Annotated in this window: 19 protein-coding genes; 11 read left to right on the top strand and 8 right to left on the bottom strand. The window is 49.4% G+C overall.

Features of this window, described 5'->3' with window-relative positions; all coding sequences use genetic code 11:
- Window positions 1-34 precede the first annotated feature (34 nt).
- Window positions 35-628: a NeuD/PglB/VioB family sugar acetyltransferase gene (locus B9G79_RS10495; RefSeq protein ID WP_088565467.1), complete on the bottom strand. Its 594-nt coding sequence runs from the start codon at window positions 626-628 to the stop codon at window positions 35-37.
- 166 nt (window positions 629-794) lie between these two features.
- On the opposite strand from B9G79_RS10495, the gene B9G79_RS10490 reads away from it, so the two are divergent.
- The 3 genes from B9G79_RS10490 (at window position 795) to B9G79_RS10480 (ending at window position 4,278) form a co-directional block, all read left to right on the top strand.
- Window positions 795-2,642 carry a polysaccharide biosynthesis protein gene (locus B9G79_RS10490; protein WP_088565466.1) on the top strand — a complete coding sequence of 616 codons (1,848 nt, stop codon included), beginning with the start codon at window positions 795-797 and terminating at the stop codon, window positions 2,640-2,642.
- A gap of 122 nt (window positions 2,643-2,764) precedes the next feature.
- Window positions 2,765-3,592, top strand: a complete 828-nt coding sequence (locus B9G79_RS10485) for a class I SAM-dependent methyltransferase (protein WP_088565465.1) — start codon at window positions 2,765-2,767, stop codon at window positions 3,590-3,592.
- Window positions 3,593-3,669: 77 nt separating this feature from the next.
- Entirely contained in the window at window positions 3,670-4,278 is a 609-nt protein-coding gene (locus B9G79_RS10480) for a glycerophosphodiester phosphodiesterase (RefSeq protein WP_088565464.1), read from the top strand.
- Window positions 4,279-4,283: 5 nt separating this feature from the next.
- Here the strand turns inward: B9G79_RS10480 and B9G79_RS10475 are convergent, their stop codons facing one another.
- On the bottom strand, window positions 4,284-5,591 hold the full coding sequence (locus tag B9G79_RS10475) for a nucleotide sugar dehydrogenase (protein ID WP_088565463.1): 1,308 nt from the start codon (window positions 5,589-5,591) through the stop codon (window positions 4,284-4,286).
- A gap of 905 nt (window positions 5,592-6,496) precedes the next feature.
- Here B9G79_RS10475 and B9G79_RS10470 point away from each other — a divergent pair.
- Both B9G79_RS10470 and B9G79_RS10465 read left to right on the top strand, forming a co-directional pair.
- Window positions 6,497-6,721, top strand: coding sequence for a hypothetical protein (locus B9G79_RS10470; protein ID WP_088565462.1), 225 nt, complete (start codon window positions 6,497-6,499; stop codon window positions 6,719-6,721).
- On the top strand, window positions 6,714-7,064 hold the full coding sequence (locus B9G79_RS10465) for a type II toxin-antitoxin system PemK/MazF family toxin (protein ID WP_157678771.1): 351 nt from the start codon (window positions 6,714-6,716) through the stop codon (window positions 7,062-7,064). Before B9G79_RS10470 ends, B9G79_RS10465 begins: the two co-directional genes overlap by 8 nt.
- Window positions 7,065-7,086: 22 nt before the next feature.
- Here B9G79_RS10465 and B9G79_RS10460 read toward each other — a convergent pair whose 3' ends face one another.
- Window positions 7,087-7,557 (bottom strand): hypothetical protein, encoded by a 471-nt coding sequence (locus B9G79_RS10460; RefSeq protein ID WP_226988110.1) that lies wholly within the window; start codon window positions 7,555-7,557, stop codon window positions 7,087-7,089.
- A gap of 112 nt (window positions 7,558-7,669) precedes the next feature.
- Window positions 7,670-9,148, bottom strand: a complete 1,479-nt coding sequence (locus tag B9G79_RS10455) for a nitronate monooxygenase (RefSeq protein ID WP_088565460.1) — start codon at window positions 9,146-9,148, stop codon at window positions 7,670-7,672.
- 293 nt (window positions 9,149-9,441) lie between these two features.
- On the opposite strand from B9G79_RS10455, the gene B9G79_RS10450 reads away from it, so the two are divergent.
- The 3 genes from B9G79_RS10450 to B9G79_RS10440 all read left to right on the top strand — a co-directional run bounded on the left by B9G79_RS10450 (window position 9,442) and on the right by B9G79_RS10440 (window position 11,069).
- Window positions 9,442-9,912, top strand: coding sequence for a mobile mystery protein A (locus B9G79_RS10450; protein WP_088565459.1), 471 nt, complete (start codon window positions 9,442-9,444; stop codon window positions 9,910-9,912).
- Entirely contained in the window at window positions 9,909-10,496 is a 588-nt protein-coding gene (locus B9G79_RS10445) for a mobile mystery protein B (protein ID WP_088565458.1), read from the top strand. The genes B9G79_RS10450 and B9G79_RS10445 overlap by 4 nt, the downstream gene beginning before the upstream one ends.
- 252 nt (window positions 10,497-10,748) lie before the next feature.
- Window positions 10,749-11,069, top strand: a complete 321-nt coding sequence (locus B9G79_RS10440; protein ID WP_011164179.1) for a hypothetical protein — start codon at window positions 10,749-10,751, stop codon at window positions 11,067-11,069.
- A gap of 1 nt (window position 11,070) precedes the next feature.
- Here the strand turns inward: B9G79_RS10440 and B9G79_RS10435 are convergent, their stop codons facing one another.
- Window positions 11,071-11,493 (bottom strand): PPC domain-containing DNA-binding protein, encoded by a 423-nt coding sequence (locus B9G79_RS10435; protein WP_088565457.1) that lies wholly within the window; start codon window positions 11,491-11,493, stop codon window positions 11,071-11,073.
- A 102-nt stretch (window positions 11,494-11,595) separates the two neighbouring features.
- Here B9G79_RS10435 and cysK point away from each other — a divergent pair, with 102 nt between their 5' ends.
- Window positions 11,596-12,585, top strand: coding sequence for a cysteine synthase A (cysK, locus tag B9G79_RS10430; protein ID WP_088565456.1), 990 nt, complete (start codon window positions 11,596-11,598; stop codon window positions 12,583-12,585).
- A gap of 3 nt (window positions 12,586-12,588) precedes the next feature.
- The gene (locus tag B9G79_RS10425) at window positions 12,589-13,335 is read left to right on the top strand and encodes an endonuclease/exonuclease/phosphatase family protein (RefSeq protein WP_088565455.1); all 747 of its coding nucleotides are present in this window, start codon (window positions 12,589-12,591) and stop codon (window positions 13,333-13,335) included.
- A gap of 41 nt (window positions 13,336-13,376) precedes the next feature.
- On the opposite strand, the gene B9G79_RS10420 is transcribed toward B9G79_RS10425, so the two are convergent.
- The 3 genes from B9G79_RS10420 to B9G79_RS10410 all read right to left on the bottom strand — a co-directional run bounded on the left by B9G79_RS10420 (window position 13,377) and on the right by B9G79_RS10410 (window position 18,843).
- Window positions 13,377-17,666, bottom strand: a complete 4,290-nt coding sequence (locus tag B9G79_RS10420) for a tail fiber domain-containing protein (RefSeq protein WP_088565454.1) — start codon at window positions 17,664-17,666, stop codon at window positions 13,377-13,379.
- Between the two features lie 128 nt (window positions 17,667-17,794).
- Window positions 17,795-18,316, bottom strand: a complete 522-nt coding sequence (locus B9G79_RS10415) for a hypothetical protein (protein ID WP_088565453.1) — start codon at window positions 18,314-18,316, stop codon at window positions 17,795-17,797.
- On the bottom strand, window positions 18,313-18,843 hold the full coding sequence (locus B9G79_RS10410) for an RNA polymerase sigma factor (RefSeq protein ID WP_232468562.1): 531 nt from the start codon (window positions 18,841-18,843) through the stop codon (window positions 18,313-18,315). Before B9G79_RS10410 ends, B9G79_RS10415 begins: the two co-directional genes overlap by 4 nt.
- A 200-nt stretch (window positions 18,844-19,043) precedes the next feature.
- Between B9G79_RS10410 and B9G79_RS10405 the strand changes: the two genes are divergently transcribed.
- Complete coding sequence (locus B9G79_RS10405) at window positions 19,044-21,110, top strand: sodium-translocating pyrophosphatase (RefSeq protein ID WP_088565451.1); 2,067 nt, start codon at window positions 19,044-19,046, stop codon at window positions 21,108-21,110.
- Window positions 21,111-21,225 lie beyond the last annotated feature (115 nt).

Below are 21,225 nucleotides of genomic sequence, written 5' to 3'. Positions count from 1 at the left end.
GAAAGCTGATGGTACAGTGAGATGGATGGCGTTGTCATTGAAAGCACTGTTTGCGCGCCGTTGCAATTACGGTTCCTGAGGCTATAATGGAGTCTTCTTTAACCGCAGCAAGTTTTTCAATTATGCTTCCCGGTCCGACGAGTGCATTTGACCCGATCTTTGCACCGCCGGAAACGAGCACTCTTTGGCTTAAGTGCGCGAATGAGCCGACAACGGAGTCATGATCTATGATAGCGCCACAATTTACAATGGTGCCTTGTCCTACGATGGCAGAGGGGCCGACAACAGCCATCGCGCAGACTAAGACTCCTTGCGACAGTTGGGCGCTAGGGGACACCAAGGCTGATGGGTGGACAAAGTGAGGAAGTGTGTAGTCATTTTTAGAAAGAATATTGGCCCATTTGGATCTGGCTTCATTGTTGCCAATAGCAATGAAGGCATGGTCGACTGACGGATTGGCAGACTCAGCTTGCTCCAAGCTCTTGAATACGGGCTTCCCAAGGAAGTGGTCTGAGGTGCTTCCTTCGTCAATGTAGGCTAAAATTTCCCAGTTTTGGCTGGTGATGATTTCTGACGTTACTTTGGAATGTCCGCCAGCTCCTATGATGAAAATGGGTTTTTTGTTCATTGTTTCCTCTTAAAACTCAACGATTCAAAATATCGAGATCGAAGTCAAATGTTGGTATTTTAGGTCGAGTTTTTTTGATAGGGGTGCGCCATGGCGTATATATGAAGTATTGTAGATCAAAGTTCCTTATGTAATGATCCATCACTGATTTTATAAGGAATCTCAGATGTTTGTGCGTATTGCGGGACTGCCGCGAAGAATTAAGATTTTCATCATGCTTTTCTGCGACGTCATACTTCTTCCTTTGGCGTTGTATTCCGCGATTGCTTTGCGCTTGGGTACAGTTCGCCCTGAAGTTTCGTCGTTCTGGTGGCTGTTTCTTGCTATTCCGTTTCTGACTGTCCCGATCTTTATTCGAGTAGGATTGTACCGAGCTGTGATTCGATACATGGATGATCGCATTATTGCGACCGTCTTTTATGGTGTGAGTCTTTCTGTGCTATTGCTTACTGCGGCCGTTGTAATGGGAAATGTTACGGGCGTTCCACGCTCATCTATCGTGATTTACTGGATTATAGCGATTGCCTATATTACTTCTAGTCGTTTTATTGCGCGAGGCGTGTTGCGCTCTTTAGAGCGGGAGCAAGATCGCAGACAACCCGTGGCTATTTACGGTGCGGGCCGATCTGGTTTGCAAACAGCTTTGGCGCTGATGTCAGGTCCTGAGTTTAGGCCGGTTGCATTCTTCGACGACAATAGACAGCTGCACGGGACTAGTGTTGCCGGTATCCGCGTTTACTCTCCTGACGAAGCTTTGAATATCATGGGTGCTGAGGACTGCAATCAACTTCTCATCGCAATGCCTTCAGCCAGCAGGTCCCGCCGTCGTGAAATAATCCAGCGCTTTGAAAATGTCGACATTCGCTTGAAAACTCTTCCAGGCATTGGCGAACTCGTCGATGGCAAGGTCCGTATCGAAGACATTCGTGAGGTGGGCGTCGAAGATCTGTTGGGCCGTGATCCTGTTCCGCCGTTTGAAGACCTGATTAAGTCATGCATTCGCGACAAAGTCGTATTGGTGACAGGGGCGGGTGGATCTATTGGTTCTGAGTTGTGTCGCCAGATTATCTTGAATACCCCGAAAAAGCTGATCATTTTTGAGCAGGCCGAGTACGCTCTGTACAAGATCGAGCAAGACATTCTTAAGCACCGTATTAATTTTGAAGTTGTTCCGGTTCTGGGTGATGTTCTAAATACCGAACATTTAGAAAAAATGATCGCAAGCCACGGAGTTCAAACGATCTATCATGCGGCTGCCTATAAACACGTGCCCCTAGTTGAATCCAATGTCATTGCGGGCATTGTGAACAATGTCTTTGGAACACTGTCGGCATCAAAAGCGGCTATCAAATGTAAGGTAGAAACCTTTGTTCTGATTTCCACCGACAAAGCTGTTCGACCAACAAACATTATGGGGGCTTCAAAACGTCTGGCCGAGCTGGTTTTGCAAGGGTTGTCTCAGGACAAGTCCCATTCTACGCGTTTTTGTATGGTTCGTTTCGGAAATGTATTAGGGTCCTCCGGCTCCGTCGTACCTTTGTTTAAAGAACAGATTCGTCACGGGGGCCCGGTTACTGTAACTCATCCTGATATCACTCGTTACTTCATGACCATCCCCGAAGCGGCTCAGCTTGTTTTGCAGGCCGGAGCCATGGGTAAGGGTGGGGATGTCTTCGTGCTTGATATGGGCGAATCAGTAAAGATAGTGGATCTTGCTAAAAAGATGATCGAGCTCAGTGGTCTTGAGGTTCGAAACCCAGATACCGGACAAGGTGATATCAGTATAGAATTCACCGGACTTCGCCCCGGCGAAAAGCTGTATGAAGAATTACTTATCGGTGAAAACGTAAGCTGGACTGCTCACCCTCGAATCATGACAGCGGAAGAGGCTTCGATCGAATTGTCTAAGCTTATGCAGTCTTTAGATCAGATGCGCAGCGCATGCAGTACGGGTGATGAACCCGCCGTGCGCGAGGTGCTAAAAAGCTTGGTGCCGGAGTATAAGCCGACTTAAGTGCCTAAGTGGCAAGTGTGATCGGACGATTGCTGGCGAGCACTAGCGTCACATTCTAGAGTTGAAATCATATTCCAACTAAACAACTATAGAGTTTCATCAACCTTCATGCGGCTGGAACTATGTATTTCTTCGGTTCAAAAGACATTAAGTTTTACGTACAAAAGTGGATTGAGAATCGAAAGGATTTCTTTGCTGGCAAAGATGTCCTGGATTTGCCAGCCGGGAATGGTGTTTCTGCAAGGCAGCTTCATGCTCTGGGTGCCAACGTCGTTGCCGGCGACCTGATTCCAGAATTCTTCCGTGTTCCAGAGATCAACTGTGCCTATGTCGACCTCGCCGAAAAACTTCCATATGCAGATCAAACCTTCGCCTTTATCTTGTGTCAGGAGGGCATAGAACACGTAACCGATCAGCTCCGGGTGCTGTCCGAGTTCGCGCGAGTTCTTAAAAGCCAGGGTACACTATTAGTCACAACTCCCAATTATTCCAATTTGCGGGCTCGAATGTCGTACCTTTTTAATGAAAGTGAACTCATGGGTAAGATTATGCCACCCAATGAAATCGACAGCGTTTGGTTCAATCCTGATCGCCAAAATAAGATGTATTTTGGGCATGTGAATCTTATTGGTATCCAAAGACTTAGGCTCTTTGCAAAACTTGCCGGCTTGGAGCTGGTCAAAGTTCATGCGAATCGGGTGAACTATACAGCCCTGATGTTGTTTCCTTTGATTTATCCTTTTGTCTGCTATTTTTCATGGGCGTCGTATCGTCGAATGAAAAGGAAGCAGGGGGCTGATGCCGCAAACCAGGTCCGCGAAGTTTTTACGTTAGCGCTTTCTCCTGCTATCTTGTTGCAGAATCATTTGGTCGTCGAGTTCGTCAAAACGTCGGAACCCCGCACAGCGGTTGGTAGAAAAACTAACTTGGCCCATGACTTTGTGACTTAGCGAAATTGTCCTGGTCGTATGTCGAAAAAATAGGTGCCTCTTGAGCTTGAAAACAAATAACGATATATTTACAAGCCATGATTGGTTTGAAGAATGTATTGATTTGGGCGTTGTTATTTTGCGTGAGTGGTTTCTTGGTAGGCTGCGCCCAGGAGTGCGGCAACAATGCTATCTACCCGGCCGATATTTCTTATGAAGGCCATCGCATGGCAACTAAATCTTCAGGACATAGCTTCCCCCATAATTCGCTAGAGAGCTTGAAAGACCTAATTGCGTCGGAAGTCTCAACCGTCGAGTTTGACGTGCGATCCACCAGGGACAATGAGTTGATCATCATGCATGATTCGGATACCTGTAGCTATGGTGAAAAGAATGTTGTGATTTCTAAAACAATGCTGTCAGAAATACCAAGAATGAAGGGTGGGTTTAAGGTTCCCACCATGCAAGAAGTCGTAGGTATGTTGGAGGGACGAAGATTCGCAACCGTTCTTGTCGATATGAAAGCTGCCGGAAGTGACTCGATCAAGCGTTTTGAGGATTTGGTTAAAGACTTGATCATAGATCATGATAAAGTAGTTATTTTATATGACTATTCCGACAGAACATTAAGAAAATCCATGTGCGATATTGCTTATAGAAACGGTATAGAAGTCCAAAACTACAAGTTTCAGGTTATTTGTAGATAGCTGTCCTACGCCTTAATAACATTCCCATGAACCCCGCGGTATCTCCCGCGGGTATCCACGATCAGTTTCGCACTTTTCTGAATCATTCCATAGTCAAACCGATCATGGTCAGTCGCGATCAGCACGCAGTCGTATTGCTTCAGTGAGTCCTCATTGACCTCAACACTCTTCAAATCAAATTTATGCTCACGCATTTTCGGGAACACCGGGACATGCATGTCCGCATAGTCGATGTTTGCCCCTGCATCACGCAAGTGCTCCATAATCATAACACTTGGACTTTCGCGCATATCGTCAACATTCTTCTTGTATGCGATGCCAACGACCAGCACGCGAGATCCATTGATGGACTTTTTGTGAGTATTCAGTCCGGAGTTAATTTTCCCCATAACATATTCGGGCATGGAGGAGTTCACTTCACCGGCCAGCTCAATGAACTTTGTGTTTACGCCATAAGCACGGGCTTTCCAGGTCAAATAGAACGGATCGATAGGGATGCAGTGGCCGCCAAGGCCCGGCCCCGGGCGATAAGCCACAAAGCCAAATGGTTTGGTGCTGGCAGCATCAATGATCTCGTGGATATCAAGGCCCATTTTGTCGCAGACCACTTTGAGCTCATTCACAAGACCGATGTTGACTGCACGGTGAATGTTTTCAAGCAGCTTGGTCATTTCCGCCGCTTTGGTTGAACTGACTGGAACTACGGTGTCAATAACGCCGCCGTAAAGCAGCTTGCCGATCTCAAGACATTTTGGCGAGAAGCCGCCGACAACCTTCGGGATGGTTTTTGTGGTAAAGTCTTTTCTGCCTGGATCTTCGCGTTCTGGAGAGAATACAAGAAAGATATCTTCGCCAACTTTAAAGCCGCGGGATTCAATACGTGGCAATAGCTCTTCGTCGGTGGTTCCCGGGTAAGTCGTGCTTTCCAAGCTGACGACTTGGCCGGTTCTCAGGAATGGAAGAAGGCTTTCTGTTGTGTTAATAACAAAGCTAAGATCTGGTTCGCGATACTTGTTAAGCGGAGTTGGAACGCAGATGACGATGGCGTCTACTTTTGAAATCTCGGAGAAATCAGTAGTTGCTCGAAACCCTCTTTGCGTTGCTTTTTTGATGGATTCTGAAGTGATGTGCTCAATGTAAGTTTGCCCAGCGGCGATTTTTACAGATTTGGTCTCATCAATATCGAAGCCAACAACGGGGAACCCTTCTTCCGAGTATCTCAAAGCAAGTGGAAGTCCCACATAGCCAAGTCCGATAATTCCAATAACTGCTTTGCGATCTTTGAATAGGGAAGTAAGAGTTCCAAAAGGCATAAGTTCTCCGTAATCGGCGGAGATATAAGTCCTAATAAACTTGTTAACAAGATGTCACAGGGGCTTTGAAATTTTTGAGTGTTCTGTGAATTTCCGCACGGAGTTGTGTTCGCGTATTCTCGCTTTTTTTGTGCCGAGGGGGTGTCCCCTTTTTCTCGGTCAGCCTCTAGGTAAGACTGAAAAAAAAGGGGGGAGATAACTCCTATTAGTCTAATTAGCACTCAACTGCATGGGCGAGGTGAACGCCACCTTTGATCGAGAATTCACTGTCTATACCGTTGCACGAGTAGCACAAAGGGACGATGCGTTCTCCGGTGACATTAGAGTTAAATACGTGAGCGCCAACTGATGCGGTGCCGACGCAGCCACCAGCTGAACATGGTGTGGGCCAAGATTGTTTTGTCTTGCTGACCCAGTGGTCTTTCCAACTGCCGCAAGGAGAACAGCTTCTTTTGGCGGTGCCAGATTTATTTTTCCATCCATTATTTGGTAGTGACATGAGACCTCCATTTATTGTTGAGGTCATCTTAATAAGGATTTCTTGTAGTTTAGCAATGAGAAGTTATGATTGTTTTTTGTGGTCGCGAATTTAAGCTGATCTTAGCACAGCTAAAATCTGCTTAAGGGTAAAATATTTTTTGTAAACCGGCAATGACTGTTGCGGTGTTCTATGGAGTCTTTTGTTCTTTGGGGTGATATGGCAGCACTATGCCGGTAATATCGTTTAAAAGTTAGACAGCACTCTGAATTGCCAAACAGACAAAAGCCCAGTGTTTTTGGGTCTTTATGAACTTGCCCTTTATGGACCGATTGTTGTATGTAAATATGTATATATTAATGTATTGATTTGAGTATGTTCCTAATGTACATAGACATGTACGCCGATAAGAAGGTAAGAGGTTCTTATGCAGATAGGTAAACTTAAAGAAGAGAATGTTGAGCTTTTGGAAAACCATTCTGGTTTGGGTTTTGCGAATAAGACCAAAATGCTAGATTTTGCGATGGATCTTTTGCGTGAAAAAATGAAGCGCGAACGCCGCCGTAAAGAGAGAGAGCAGTTGTTGGAAGACTATAGCAAGTCATCGGTTGAACATTACTTTAAGGCATTGGACGGAGAAGACTTTGAGTAAGTATTCCGTGGGCGATGTCGTGGAATTAAAGCTAGATCCTGTGCAAGGTCAGGAAAAAGGAAAAACTCGACCTTGCCTGGTTATCTTTCAGCATCCAAAACTGGATTTGATAACGGTTCTGCCAGTCACCGATGCGTCGGGGAAAAAGGGTGCAGCTTTTGTTACCGTGAAAAATCTGGCTGCCGCTGGCCTTAGTAAGGATTCTGTCATAGATACTTTGCAGATCCGGACGTTATCCAGTGGTCGTATTACCAAAGCTCTAGGCAAGGTTTCAAAGTCAGAGCTTTTCCTATGTAGAAAAAGCTTGGCTCTTATTTTTGAAATTGATGAGGTACATCTCTGATAAGGTTGTCAGGTGATGCACCTTAAAACCTCAACCGCACCCCAATCCCCACATCCAAATCCACATCCGTCTCCGGCGTCAAATCCACCGCGACGGAAAGCTCCCCAAAGATCTCAATATCCGGATTATTGATATTATAAAGCAGCCCCAGCGGGGCCCGCGGACCGATGGCCAGCTCGCCATCGTGTTCACCCTTGTTGAAGTTAATCAACCGCACCCCAAGCCCATAATACATCTCAATCGGACCGCCACCTTGCACAGCAAAAGTCCGAGCGCGGTCCCAAAGATAAGTGGCGTGGATATGAAGTCCGGAATGGTCCCCCGTGGCATAGGCCAGGGCGCCTTCAATTGAATGCTGTCCATCCAGGGAAGCTCTTCCTGAGATCCCCGATGGATCGCCCAGCACAATACCGATGGCATTGTCGGCAAGGGCGTTAGAAGTGGTAATCATCATTGATAGAGACAACGTCGCTGCTGCCATTAACTTCTTCATGAAGTCCTCCGCTGAAGTTCATTATCCGCATTGGGAATAATAATTCCATCGAAAAACTCAGCCTGTTTCAAGCTGAGTGGCAACAGTCAAAAACATCGACAGTTTATTAAACTTATACTGTCAGCGGGGCCTCAGATTGAACTGCAACCTGTGCCGTGCCATCAAGGCCCAGCAGATAAGCCACAACGTCTTTAGCGCTGTAAGAACTTTTCCCACGCAACATACGAGCGACATTGTTCAAGTCATCACCCGCAGTCAACAAAGGCTGCTCTTCCACGCCGCCGGCCTGGATCTGGCCCATGCCCACGTCGGCCATCAAAGCATTGCACAGACATTTGCGTCCGACAGTGTCTTCTTCCAAACCGCCTTTTTTAACATAATCATTCACCGGCTCGGCAGGGCAGCGCTGGCCCACAGTGCCGTCGGGTTTTTGATAAGCATGGCGCAAGTAACCCAGATCGCAAATACGTTTGCGGGACAGGTACAAAGCTTCTTCAGAAATAGTTCCAGAAAGGCGAGCCGCCTTAAACGGGAATCCTGTTGGTGAAGAACGAGGATCGGTAAAGATCCAGCCGCCTTCAGGAGCCGTTTCGGTTGTGATTTTCTTCAAAGCCTGGGCTTTGTGTTCTTCCTTCACTCCGGATTCTTCCGAGAAGGCAAACAAAGTTCCCACTTGAACTCCGTGAGCACCTTGCGCACGAACTTCCGCCAGCTTCTCCGGAGTCGCGTAATAACCCGCCATCCAGAATGGAAGCTCCAAAGCTGCCATTTCTTTTAAGCACACTTCGTCGCGAGTTCCATAAACCGGCTCGCCGCGCTCATTCAGCTTCATCGGCCCGCGCGGAGGCGCGTTGTGGCCACCCGCCAAAGGGCCTTCCACGATAAAGCCGTCGACACGGCCCGTGGATTTCTTTTTCAGATTCGCAGCCAGAATTGCAGAAGAAACAATCGGGAAGAAGTAAGGGCGTTTCAAAGGCGCAAGCTCAATGCCTTCCATCACAGACTGTGGATCAAAAGATGTAACGCCATCTTCAGCAGCGCCCGCAACCGGAACCTTCAAAGTCGCTTTTTGGTTCTGCGCAAGCAGATCCAAAGCGCCCGGGATTTCACGCGGAATACCCGCACCCATGATAACGTAATCCACACCCGCCAGCAGGCCGCCGTACAGGCAGGCCAAGTTCGGCAGAACCACTTTTTCCAAAAGGTTCAAGCCGATCAAACCATTGTGACCTTCACGCGCCAGCCACACTTCAACAAAGCTAGCTGCCACAGTCAGTTGCAACAAAGCCTTTGGAGATTCCAGATTGAACATCGGAGGACGTTTGTAGGCCTGAGTCGCTGGACGACCTCCTTCAATGAAATAAGTGTCCAGAATCTTCTGAGCGATTTCCTGGGACGGGAAGGCTTTCAAAGCACGGCGGCAGTCGCCGGCGGCATCACCATCTTGCAGACGACGAACCAGAACTGAATTGATCGCAGTTCCAGAAACAACGCCCAACTGGCCTGTTTGAGAAACTGTTTTTGCCAAACGCCAGTCAGAGACTGCGATCCCCATGCCACCTTGAATTACGATCGGATGATTAAATTGCATCCGAGCAATCTATCGGGGGCCGAAGTAGGCATCAAACATATAAAGCCTCTCGGGTTAAATTTATGTTCGCTTCGGGGCGGCGGTCCAAAAGGTCTAGTATTTACATATAATTTACATATTCATTGACTAAGGCCGGGTTTGGGCAATAGAGTTTTTTAGAAAGCTTCGATCAGCTCCCTCTATAATCAGTAAAAACGTCTACCTTTAAGTAGATAAAATATATCTTTAAGTCTATCTAAAAATAGACGATATGATGTATTATATCTATCTATAGATAGACGAATGGGGGCCTAGTGAAATCCAAAACCGCAAAGTTGCGAAGAGCTCAGTTGGACCGGCAGTTTGCTGCGGCGCAAGAAGTTCGTGCCTTAAAAGCACCCAAAACGGGTTGGGTGCGTGAAATCCGTACAGCCTTGGGGATGTCGATGAACGACCTGGCGACACGTTTGGGTGTGATCAAACAGCGAATCGAAGGGCTTGAAAAGAACGAAGTGGCGGGGACAGTCACTTTGGAGTCTTTAAGAAAGGCAGCGGAAGCTATGAACTGTGACTTCGTTTATTGTTTTGTTCCGAAGCAGGGGCTGCAAAAGACCTTAGAGGCGCAGGCTTTTAAAGTCGCAGATGAAATCGTGAAGTCCAGCGAGCATTCGATGAGTCTTGAATTGCAAGCGACGTCCAAATCCGCACAAAAAGCGCTTTCCGAAGAAATTGCCCAAGAGTTGTTGCGCAACGAAGATCGCCGTATCTGGAGCCGGAAAAAATGAAAATCCAGGAAATCCCCGGAGCCACACCTTTGGATGATGAGACCTTGCGTGGTCTGATCCCGGGCTTGACCACTCACGGGGAACTGGATGAATTTGAGGCCGCCAATATCGCGCGGGCGATTCTGTGGGCCGAATCCAGCAGGTCTTTGAAAAAGGATCTGCTAAGCCTGACCGGGCTGAAGCGGCTGCATCAGAAGATGTTTGAGGACACCTGGCGCTGGGCGGGTGACTTGAGAACCCGGCAAACCAATATTGGTGTGTCGCCGCTGTCGATTCAGAGTGATATGGCTATTCTTTTGGGTGATATCAGCTACTGGCTGCAGAATCAGACTTTTTCAGTCGAAGAAATTGCCATCCGTTTTCATCATCGTCTTGTGTATATTCATCCCTTCCCAAACGGCAACGGGCGTTGTGCGCGATTGGCGACGGATCTATTTTTGAAGCAGCAAGGGTGTTCTGGTTTTACCTGGGGGCGCACCAGTCTGGCCTTGGCGGGGCACTTGCGCAAAGAATATATTCATTGTCTAAAGTTGGCGGATAAAGCAGGGGAGTATGGCCCCCTGTTAAATTTTGCCAAGAGCTAAATCTAAAAATGACTCAAGCCAAATTCTTTACTGGGTTGTGGCTGGGCGAGATTCGGAATCTCTGTCCTGCCAGCCTCCATTGTTAAGTCGTTCGTTTCTGCATAATCATTGCTTATCCCTATGGAATTACACAGATATTAAAAGTATGGCTATTTGCCATACAAGTAGGTATAATCTATGAGGCGGATAAATCCCTCCGGAAAGATATATAACCATGTATAAGAGCCGCAAACTTAAGAAGGAGTATGGATTATGAAAAGAAAACGAATTCCCACCCAAAAAGAGTTGGAAGATAATTTTTCAAGCTGGAAGTCCGTCAGTAAAGAAAAAGTTGCCGCAATCAATGCTCGGAACGAAGTTTTAAGACGTGAAAAAGAAAAGAAAGAAGCAAAGTTTACGGCGCGATTAACACAAGCGGACTTTGAAGGTTTTAAGGCGGTTGCAGAAAGAAAAGGCATTCCTTATCAAACTCTTTTGGGGTTTGTGATTCATGCCTATGTGCAAGGTAGTCTCGTCGATGTCGAAGAAATTCGTAAAGTATTTCCAGCTCTAAAACTTAAAAAAGAGGCTTGAGTCAGCGTTTTTTAATCACCAGTTCTTTGTATTGGGTATGTCCATCCACTTCCCGGTGGAAAGTCAGATCATGATTTTCCAAAAGCACAATCTCGGCCGTCGTGTGAATCACCGAGCCATCCATCAAATGCCCTCCGATCACCTGACCTTCATAGTTGCTAATCGCCATATGCAAGTGAGCCCCATCGGGCCCCAGCGTTCCGGACAAGGACACAATCTCAAACGGCCCCTGGAACTCGACAACGTCCTTGCCGCCAGACATACGTAAATGAGCCTTATCGACGCTGCCAACTGCGCTCACGACGCAGGCCGCATGAAGGTGGTACTTTTGACAATAGAACAAGAGTTCCTTTTTTAAGTCCTGCCCCGGTCTCAAACGGAAACAGTAACTGGTATTGGAGCTGGAAAAAGGTTCAGTTGCCATTGGATTTCCCCTTATTAACGAAATGAAAACAAAATTTTATAAACTTCATCTTTGTCCGGTCCCGCAACGGGAGTATCATGGAGGAACGGAGATCGGCATCTTATGAGAATATATTCTGATATCACGAAAACCATTGGTCAAACCCCGTTAATCGAAATGCAAAGAATCGGCAAGGATTTGCCGGGCAGGCTGTTGTTGAAGCTTGAGTTCTTTAATCCTCTGGGGTCCGTCAAAGATCGCATCGGCCTTGCCATGATCGAAGACGCTGAACGCTCAGGCCAGCTTAAACCCGGAATGAAAATAATCGAACCGACAAGTGGCAATACCGGGATTGCTCTGGCCTTTGTGGCAGCCGCCAAAGGCTATGACATCACTTTGACAATGCCAGAAACCATGTCTCAAGAGCGTCGTACGCTGTTGCTGATGCTGGGGGCGAAAATCGTTCTGACTCCGGGTCCTTTGGGTATGAAGGGTGCTATCGCCAAAGCCATGGAGCTACTGGAAAACACACCCAATGCCTGGATGCCTCGTCAGTTTGACAATCCCGCGAATCCCGCAATTCACAAAGAAACCACCGCTCTTGAAATCTGGAACGACACCGACGGCAGAGTCGACATGGTGATCAGCGGCGTTGGAACTTCGGGCACGATCACCGGCGTGGGGACGGTGCTAAAAGCAAAAAACAAAAACATCAAAATCATCGCGGTCGAGCCTGCAGAAAGTCCCGTACTTTCCGGGGGCAAACCAGGTCCGCACAAGATTCAAGGCCTGGGCGCGGGGTTTATTCCTAGCGTGATGGATAGATCCGTCGTTGATGGCGTTGAGCAAGTGTCGTCCGAAGAGTCCATGAAAGTGGCGCGCGAAGTGATCAAAAAAGAGGGGATTCCTGTTGGGATCTCGTCAGGGGCTGCAATCAGCGCAGGCCTTCGCCAGGCGGCGAAAGAGGAAAATCGCGGCAAGAACATCGTTGTGATCATTCCAAGCACCACCGAACGCTATTTGTCGACCCTGCTGGCAGAACAGGAAAGAGCCGAAGCTCTCAGTCTTCCAGTTGCGACCGTGGATGAAAATTACCTGAGTAAAGTGAAGTAAAAAATGGTTCCTTTTATCGTTCCGGCCAAAGAAAAAGTGCTGCTGAAGATCGGGGAGGCCCCAAAGCTTCCCGAAGCACCTTCGCAGTTTGATATCTTTGTCTGGAACGTTTACAAAGGACAAAAAGCTCATCTGTTTGAACAAGACTTCAAACGCTTGGGGGAAAACAAGGATTTCATCTTCCTGCAGGAAGCTTTGTTGGATCAGCGCATGCCCGCCATGTGGAGATCTGATTTCGCCGCCTATGAGTGGCATCTGGCGCAAAGTTTTCACTATAAAAAAGACCTTTCCAGCACGGGGGTGGCCATTGGCTCCAGGCTGACGCCTCACTCGGTCGATTTTATCCGGGCAAAAACCCGCGAGCTGTTCTGGCTGACCCCGAAATTAACCTTGTTCAGTGAATACAGTTTCGGTGAAAAGAAAGCCCTGTTTGTCTGCACCCATGTGCTGAACTTTGTGACCTTAAAGGCTTTCACGTCTTCGCTGTATGAAATCGCCGAAAAGATCGCGCGCTTTGACGGGCCGGTCGTCCTGGCAGGGGATTTCAACACCTGGAACTTCAAACGCTATATGATCATGAAATCTATTTTCCGGGATCTGGGGCTTGAACATCTGGATTTGGAAGATGACGGGCGCATCCTGAAACTGGATCATGTCTTTGTGCGGGGCTTTGATGTAGTGAAAGCCAAAGTTCACCACACCATCGTAAGCTCTGATCACTTCCCTCTGGAAATCACCCTGAAACTCTAAAAAGGTTCCCGGTTCTTTTTCGGGTCTCCACTGCGTCAGCTTTATTTGCTGTTAAGCACAGCTTTTTCCAGCCGATCCATCCTGGCTTTCAGTTCTGCCAGCTCTTTGTCTTTTTGGGCTTTGTCCTGCTCCAGAGCCAGAATACGCTGATCTTTGTCGGCCAGCGAGTCTTTCAAGGCACTGACTTCATCATACAGCGCCTTGATAGCTTCCACCAACGGGGACACCAAGTGTGAGTAATTCACGGACTTCATTCCCTGGGGGTCGGTTTCGACAAGCTCTGGATAAATCTTTTCAAGCTCTTGGGCGATAAAGCCCAGTTGCGGGCGCTTGCCATGTTCTGGATTTTTCCAGTTGTAGCTGACACCTTGAATCTTCAGAATGCGTTGCAAGGCCTCGGAAGAAGACAGCGAAGCAATGTCACGTTTCAGGCGGATATCTGAAGAGTCGGTGATCCCAAATCCTCGCAAGGTTCCATTCACATCCAGTCTGTATCCCGGGGTCGTGGTTCCAATCCCCACGTTGCCATTGATGGCAAAATGCATTCGAGCGGCATTGTTGGAATAGATCTGTAAAACCCCGTCAGACACCCAGTCCAAGCCCGTGTCCTGATCACCAATCGCCAGCGCAATACCCGGAGTCGTAGCCCCCCAGCCCGAGTTGTTATAAACGTACAGTCTGTCTTTGATAAAGGTATTTCCCTCGACATGCAGTTTGGTGTTGGGCGAATTGGTCCCGATACCGGTATTACCGGTGAAGACGTTCGTTGAGGCCGTGTCATCCTGATAGATGCCGTACTTTGTGGTTCCTGCAATAGACCCGATATGCAGTCCATAACCCGTATCGATAGTTCCGCCGCCGGTGTTGGCAACCGTCAGATAGGCCGCTTTGGCCAGAGTCACTGTACCGGTGGAAGTGTTTTGCACATTGGCCTGCAGACCCGTTGCATTGGACATCGTGGAGGCTGATTTGTGATGAACGTCGTTAACCGAGCCAATAGCATTACTGATGTTGCCTGTTTGCCCGGCTGAATCTTCGATACGATTTACGGCCCCGTAAAGCGCTCCGGTAAATGGCTGTGCAGATCCGACCACGATTGTATTCCAAATCGCGTGCAAGTTCTGAGTTACCGTCGCCGTCGGAGCCGGAGACAAAGAGTTACGCACGAGCACGGCCGGAGGTGACGCGGCTGAGGTGGTCACATGTAACAGGGAGGACGGGGAGGTCGTACCAATGCCGACATTCCCGACGTTATCGATGCGCATTCTTTCGTTGGATCCAGCATTAGTGTTGGTTGCAAAGGTAATGGCGGTGTTGGAGTAAGTGTTGATTTTGAAATTCCAGTTGGAATTCGATTCGATGTAAGTCAGGGCACTTCCGCTGCCCTGGCCCCAAGTGCCGAGGCTGAGGCTGTTGGTTCCGGCTTTGGCGTTGATGTAAGCGCCCCCGGTGTTGTTTGTATTGTTGATCTGGATGCCTTTGCTGGTGGTGGCAGATGCCTGAACTTCCAATGGGAATGTGGGGGTGGTTGTGCCAATACCCACTTCCCCTGTACTAAGCACCGTCATACGCGTCGTACTATTGGTTTCAAGATTCAACGCCTGAGCATCGTTAGTACCCAAAGTCGCCGCGGCACCAAAACTATTCCCGCCATTGGCAAAAAGGCCCGAAGAAGCGTAACTCGTGCAGCCCATCACTCCCGCAGCATCAAAGGTCACCAGTTGCCCTACAGCGCACGTAAAGGCGGTCACGGTGGCTCCGGTGCCGTCACTAGCCAGCAGGCGATTGGCGGTCAATGAACTGACTCCGGTACCACCATTTGCCACGGCCAATGTTCCAGTCACCGCCGCAGACTGAGCCAGATTGATGGCGCCAAATGAAGGTGCACCACCAGCTCCAGGAATTCGCAACACCTGATTGGCTGTTCCAGCCGCTGTGGCGGCCATCGTCGAGGAGGAATCAAAATACAAAACGCCATTGGCCGTGCCAGAAGATAAACCCGTACCACCTTTGGAAACCGGCACCACCGGCAACTGAGACGTGGCAATCGTGCCACTGATATCAGCAAAACCTAAAAGAGCATTTACCCAGTCCGTACCGTTATAGCGCAAAGTTTGGCCTGTTGCATAGGCCGCCGGGGTGACGGATTTCCCCTTGATTTTATCAACACTGGTCGTACTGGAGGTTCCACTCACATCACCAGAGAACGTCGAAGCCGTGCCCAGTTTGTTGTTAAACGTGTTCCAGTCTGTCGAACTTAAATACCCATTGGTAGTGGTGTTGGCCTGAGTGATCGTGATATTCGGAGTCGCACCACCACTGGAAGCCAAAGGGGCACTCGCTGTGACACTCGTCACACCATTGGATCCGGCGCCATCGCCGACTTTGACCCACGCACTTCCGGTGTCGCGGTAAAGGGAGTTGTCATCCGTGCCAATATAAAGACGTCCTGCCGTGGCTGCTGCTGGGCGGCTGGCGACCGTTCCGGATTGCACACTCGGTGTGCCACCGGCATTTTGAATTGAATCGGTGATACCATAACCCGACAAAGTCGTTGGTTTGCCGGTTGTGATTTTGCTCCAATCCAGTGCTGGAACATCGGAAGCAGACAGTGTCGTCCCAGATGTCACGCGGCCCTGAGCATCGGTAGTGACTTTCGTGTAAGTTCCCGCCGTGCCGGTGTTTTTCAAAGTCACCGCGCCGGTTGTCGACATCGTGGCATCGCCGCTGACTGAAGAGGGGCTGTACTGAGTGCCATTGTAAATCAGAATCTGCGCGGAAGTCGGCGCCGTGGCACTGACGGCCGTGCCTTTGATTTTATCAACACTCATCGCAGCCGATGTGCCGCTGACATCGCCCGCAAACGTCGAAGCCGTGCCGAGTTTGTTGTTAAAGTTAGTCCAGTCGGCCGAAGTTAAAAGACCTGTTGTGGAACCGCTGGCTGTGGGGATGGAAACGTTGCCAGCCGCAGTCAACCGACCTTGCGCATCCACGGTGAAGCTTGGCACCTGAGTGCCGGAACCGTATGAGCCCGCTGTAACCGATGTGTTCGCCAGGGAAATAGTCCCGGTGGAAGTAATCGGCCCGCCAGAAAGACCTGTGCCCGTGGCGATATTCGTGACTGTGCCGCCCGCATTGCTATCGTTGGCCGGAGCCCACTTCGTGCCGTCATATTTCAGAACCTGCCCGGAGGTCAGTCCGGTGGTGTCCACGTTCACGCCTTTGATTTTATTGACAGTCACGGCACCAATACTGCCGCTGACATCGCCTGCGACTGAAACGTTAATGGCCTGACACTGGAACGATCCAGACACGGAACTCCAATACGGAGTTTCATAAGCCGCGCAGTTAGCACTTCCCACCGCCGCATTAAATGCGGCCGTCGTGTGATAGCCCGCGAGATTCGTCGACAGATTATTCACGTCGGTGATTTCAATAGTCGAAGGCACCCACTGAGCACCGTCGTGTTTAAAGAACTTGCCGCTGGTGGGAGCTGTGTTTGAAACAGCCACGCCCTGAATTTTTACAACGGAAGGGCTTGGATAGGAACCACCAAGGTCTCCTCCTGCAGAACCCGTCGGCGTGCGGGAGTCAGACAAGCGGGGGTCATTGCCTGCAGCGACAGTGCCTGCGGCGGAGCCCACGTTCAGAGTCAGGGCGGGAGTCGAGGTGGAGTTTGCAACGGTGATATAGGAATTGCTTGAAGTCACTTCCGTGACTGTGCCACCAGCCGCCCCACTGACCGGAGCACAATCCATCGCTGTGCCATTCCAGGAAAGGAACTCATTGGCCAAACAGGTTGGAACTGCGGCTTTCAGAACAAAGTCAGCTTCAACTTTGTTTCCCAGTTTTTCCGCCGACAGAGCGTAGGCAGAGTAGGGAACAGAGCGAATCTCATTAGCTGGCGAAATCACCTTCCAGCCGGAACCGTCGTGGAACTGAACTTTCAACAGACGCACATCACCAGTGCCCGCCGTGTAAGTGGCGCCGCCAAAGCAGTTGTGCACCAGCGAGTTGTTGAAAGAATCCAAAAGTGTGAACAGAGGATCCGCCGGGAAAAGTTTGGTGCCAGATCCGATCGGCACATCAAAGACGCCTTTGGAATTCAGCATACTCACACCATCGCGTTGTTCGCGATAGATCACACAGTTGCCGTTGGGGCTGGTGATTTCAAATAAGAAGCTGGTGTTGCCGTACTCCAATGGAGTGCCATCGGCTTTAATAATTCGCCCTTGATAAGTCAGATTGGAAGGTGCTGCATAACCTAACTGGAGCCAGAAAGTACAGATGAACAGGGTCAAACAGAGCACCATTAACGTTCGTTTGCTCATGCCTCTCTTATCGGCTTCTTGACAGAAAACTACAGTAATTTCAGATTTTTAAGAATGACGTTCAGGTATGAGACGCACTTTTCCCCCAGGTGGGGGAGCAAAAATAAGCTCCTGACTCGTTAATTGAATTAAATATCGTGAAGGAGTCTTTTGAGTGCCTGCTTGCGTACGGTCATTAGTTCGGCCCCCAAGGCGGCGCCAAAGAACCATAACAGCGCACTTTCCCAAGTGACTTCGTGGCTAAGAGACGAGAACACTCCCAAAGATACCAAAGCCAGACTGGCAATGCTCAGAGTGCGGTTTTTCAAAAGCACCAGCCACTCTTCACGGTTCAAAATCATTCGCGCCAGCAGGAAAGTGGCCGCCAGATAGTAGGCACCACACAAGCTGTGACAGAAAGTTTCGCTGATATTCATAAACGAATGCATCAGATCATGACCGGTGTTAAACAGCGTCACACCAAACTGCGAACAGGAAGCTAGCGTCAGGGAAGTTGCCACCGTGTGGGCAATCCCCAGTTTGCCGGCCACTTTCCATGGGGAGGGTAGTTCGGCTTGCAGAGTGCTGTTGATTTTATTCAAGACAAAAGAGGAGCCAGCCGGGGAGCTGTCTTCAGCAAATGATTCGAAGTCTTTTTTGATATCTTTCATTTCGACGCTCCTTTCGGTTTTTGGCCTTTTAAGAATTTCAGACTGCGCGAAACAATCTGGCGGATGTTGCTTTCGGACTCCTGCAGCAGGGCCGCGATTTCATTGTATTCCATCTCGTCCAGATAGCGAAGGCGCAGGATTTCCTGCTCCCGGGGCTTGAGGTCCTGCAACAGGGCTTCGGCCTCGTCCTTCTCTTCCATGATAGGAGCGGACCCTTCGGTTTGTGACAGGGAATCGTCCCACTCGAGGAAATCTTTAATTTCGCGATTTCTATAGTCTTTTAGCTCACTTCGGGTGATGACATAGATCCAGGCCAGGGCCGAGTGTTTGGGGTCGTACAGGTGTTTTTTACGGTAAATCTGTAAAAACACGATTTGCAACAGGTCCTCGGCGCGTTCCTGAGACAGGCGTCTTTTCAGGGCATAACTGAGGACGCGCCCAGAATGTCTTAGATAGAGGATATCCAGGGCTTTTCGTTCGCCCTCGGAAAGTTTTATTAATAGATCCTCGTCACTCAAGTCATTCATGTTCCCTGAAGGTACGCTGAGCTTTTTAGGAAAGCAATGCATCGTTAAAAGAGCGGCGAAAGTGAATTGTGCCTAATCGTTGGGCATAATGCGGCGCAAATTCAACTGCTACGGCCCCCTACCAGATTGACTCGGTGTAATGAGACGCGGTAACTCTAAGCCTTCGTAATTAAAACGAGAAATCATAAACGGAGTGCAACATGTTTAGTGAATCTTTGCTGATCTCTCCTGCAATTGCAGGGGTCGTTGGTTTGATCGTTGCTTTGGCTCTGTACCTTCGCGTGAAGGCACAACCAGCGGGCAATGAGACAATGAATCGTATCGCGTCCTACGTGCGCGAAGGTTCTATGGCGTTCCTTGTGCGTGAGTACAAGGTACTTTTCGTCTACGCAATTGTCGTAGGCTTGGCTCTTTGGTTCGCCTTGGGCGGTATCGCAGCAGGATCCTTCATCCTGGGTGCGTTCCTGTCTTTGCTTGCGGGCTTCTTCGGTATGAAGGCGGCAACTTATGCCAACGTTCGTACCTCTCAAGCCGCAGCTGGCGGCTCTAAAGCGGCGGCTTTGCTGGTTGCTTTGGACGGCGGCGCTGTAATGGGTCTTTCCGTTGCAGGTCTTGGTTTGATCGGTCTTGGTGGTTTGTATGTTGCTTTCCAGGGTGATGCTCACCTTGGCACAATCCTTCACTCCTTCGCCGTAGGTGCTTCCTCTATCGCTCTATTTGCGCGTATCGGTGGCGGTATCTACACGAAAGCGGCGGACGTGGGTGCCGACATCGCTGGTAAAGTTGTAGAGAACATCCCTGAAGACGACCCTCGTAATCCTGGTGTAATCGCCGATAACGTTGGTGACAACGTGGGTGACGTTGCTGGTATGGGCGCAGACATCTATGAGTCCATGGTTGCTGCGATCGTTTCTGCTATGGCGATTGCTTTGACAATCCCTGCAGAAGGTCTGTCTGCTTTGATGACGGGTGCGGATGCTGAAACTGTGCGTATTGCCGGTGTTGCATTGCCGATCCTGTTGTCCACTTTGGGTCTGGTGATCTCTATCATCGTGATCTTTGCTGCTCGCGCGTTCAAAAACGGCAAGCCTGCAACTGTATTGCGTAATGCTTTGATCTTCCCTCCAATTCTTTTGACGATCGCTGCTTACATCATCCTTCCGATGTTCGGCATCAACCAGGGTGTGACTGTGGCTTTGGCTGCGGGTGCGTTCGGTGGTGCTTTGATCGGTTTGATCACTGAGTACTATACAGCGGCTCGTCCGATCCGTCTGGTTGCGGAAGCAGCTTTGACTGGTGCGGGCACTGGTGTGATCCGTGGTTTGGCAGTGGGTATGGAATCCACAGCAATCCCAATGTTGATCGTTGTTATCGCAGCTTACGTGGCTGACCAGGCTTTGGGTCTGTACGGTATCGCAATGGCGGCAGTGGGTATGTTGGCTGGTACTGCAGTTGTAATGACTGTGGATGCTTACGGTCCAATCGCTGACAACGCGGGTGGTATCTCTGAAATGTCCGGCTTGGGTAAAGACGTTCGTGCGATCACTGACGAATTGGATGCTGTTGGTAATACAACTGCAGCTATCGGTAAAGGTTTCGCGATCGGTTCTGCGATCCTGACAGTTGTGGCATTGTTCTCTGCATTCAACATGGAAGTAAACCACGTTCGTGAGGGCGCGGGTCTTGCTAAAATGTCTTTGGATCTGACTTCTTCCGGCGTTCTGATCGGTATCTTGTTGGGCTCTATCCTTCCATTCCTGGTGGGTGCGACAACAATGACTGCGGTTGGTAAAGCGGCTCAGAAAATCGTTCAGGAGATCGCTCGTCAATTCAAAGAAATCCCAGGTCTTCGTGAAGGTAAAGCGGAACCACAACCAGCTAAGATCGTGGACATTGCAACTCAGGCTGCATTGTTCGAAATGATCCTGCCAGGTATGATCGCGATCCTTGCTCCAGTGGCAGTGGGCTTCATCTTGGGCCCTCAAGCTCTTGCAGGTCTTCTTGCGGGTGGTTTGGCTGTCGGTGCAACTATGTCCCTGTTCATGGCGAACGCGGGTGGTGCATGGGATAACGCTAAAAAATACATCGAAAAAGGCGGCCTTCCAGGTCATCCAAAAGGTTCCGATGCTCACAAAGCAGCGGTTGTTGGTGACACTGTCGGTGACCCGTTCAAAGACACTTCCGGTCCTGGCGTTGCGATCCTTATCAAAGTTATGTCCGTCGTATCTTTGTTGATCGCTCAATTGATCGCTACTATCGGCGGCTAATCGGCCCCGGCCGAGGAAGCGCAGGCGCCCTCTGGGCGCCGTAGCTGGACTAGCTTCTAAATTTATAAACCCCGCAAGCTAACACTTGTGGGGTTTTCTTTTTTGTCCACAGGAC

Origin of the sequence: Bdellovibrio bacteriovorus, from assembly GCF_002208115.1 — a bacterium.
GTDB lineage: Bacteria > Bdellovibrionota > Bdellovibrionia > Bdellovibrionales > Bdellovibrionaceae > Bdellovibrio > Bdellovibrio bacteriovorus_C.
Note: the sequence above shows the minus strand (reverse complement) of the source record. Positions and strands in the feature narration are given on the sequence as shown.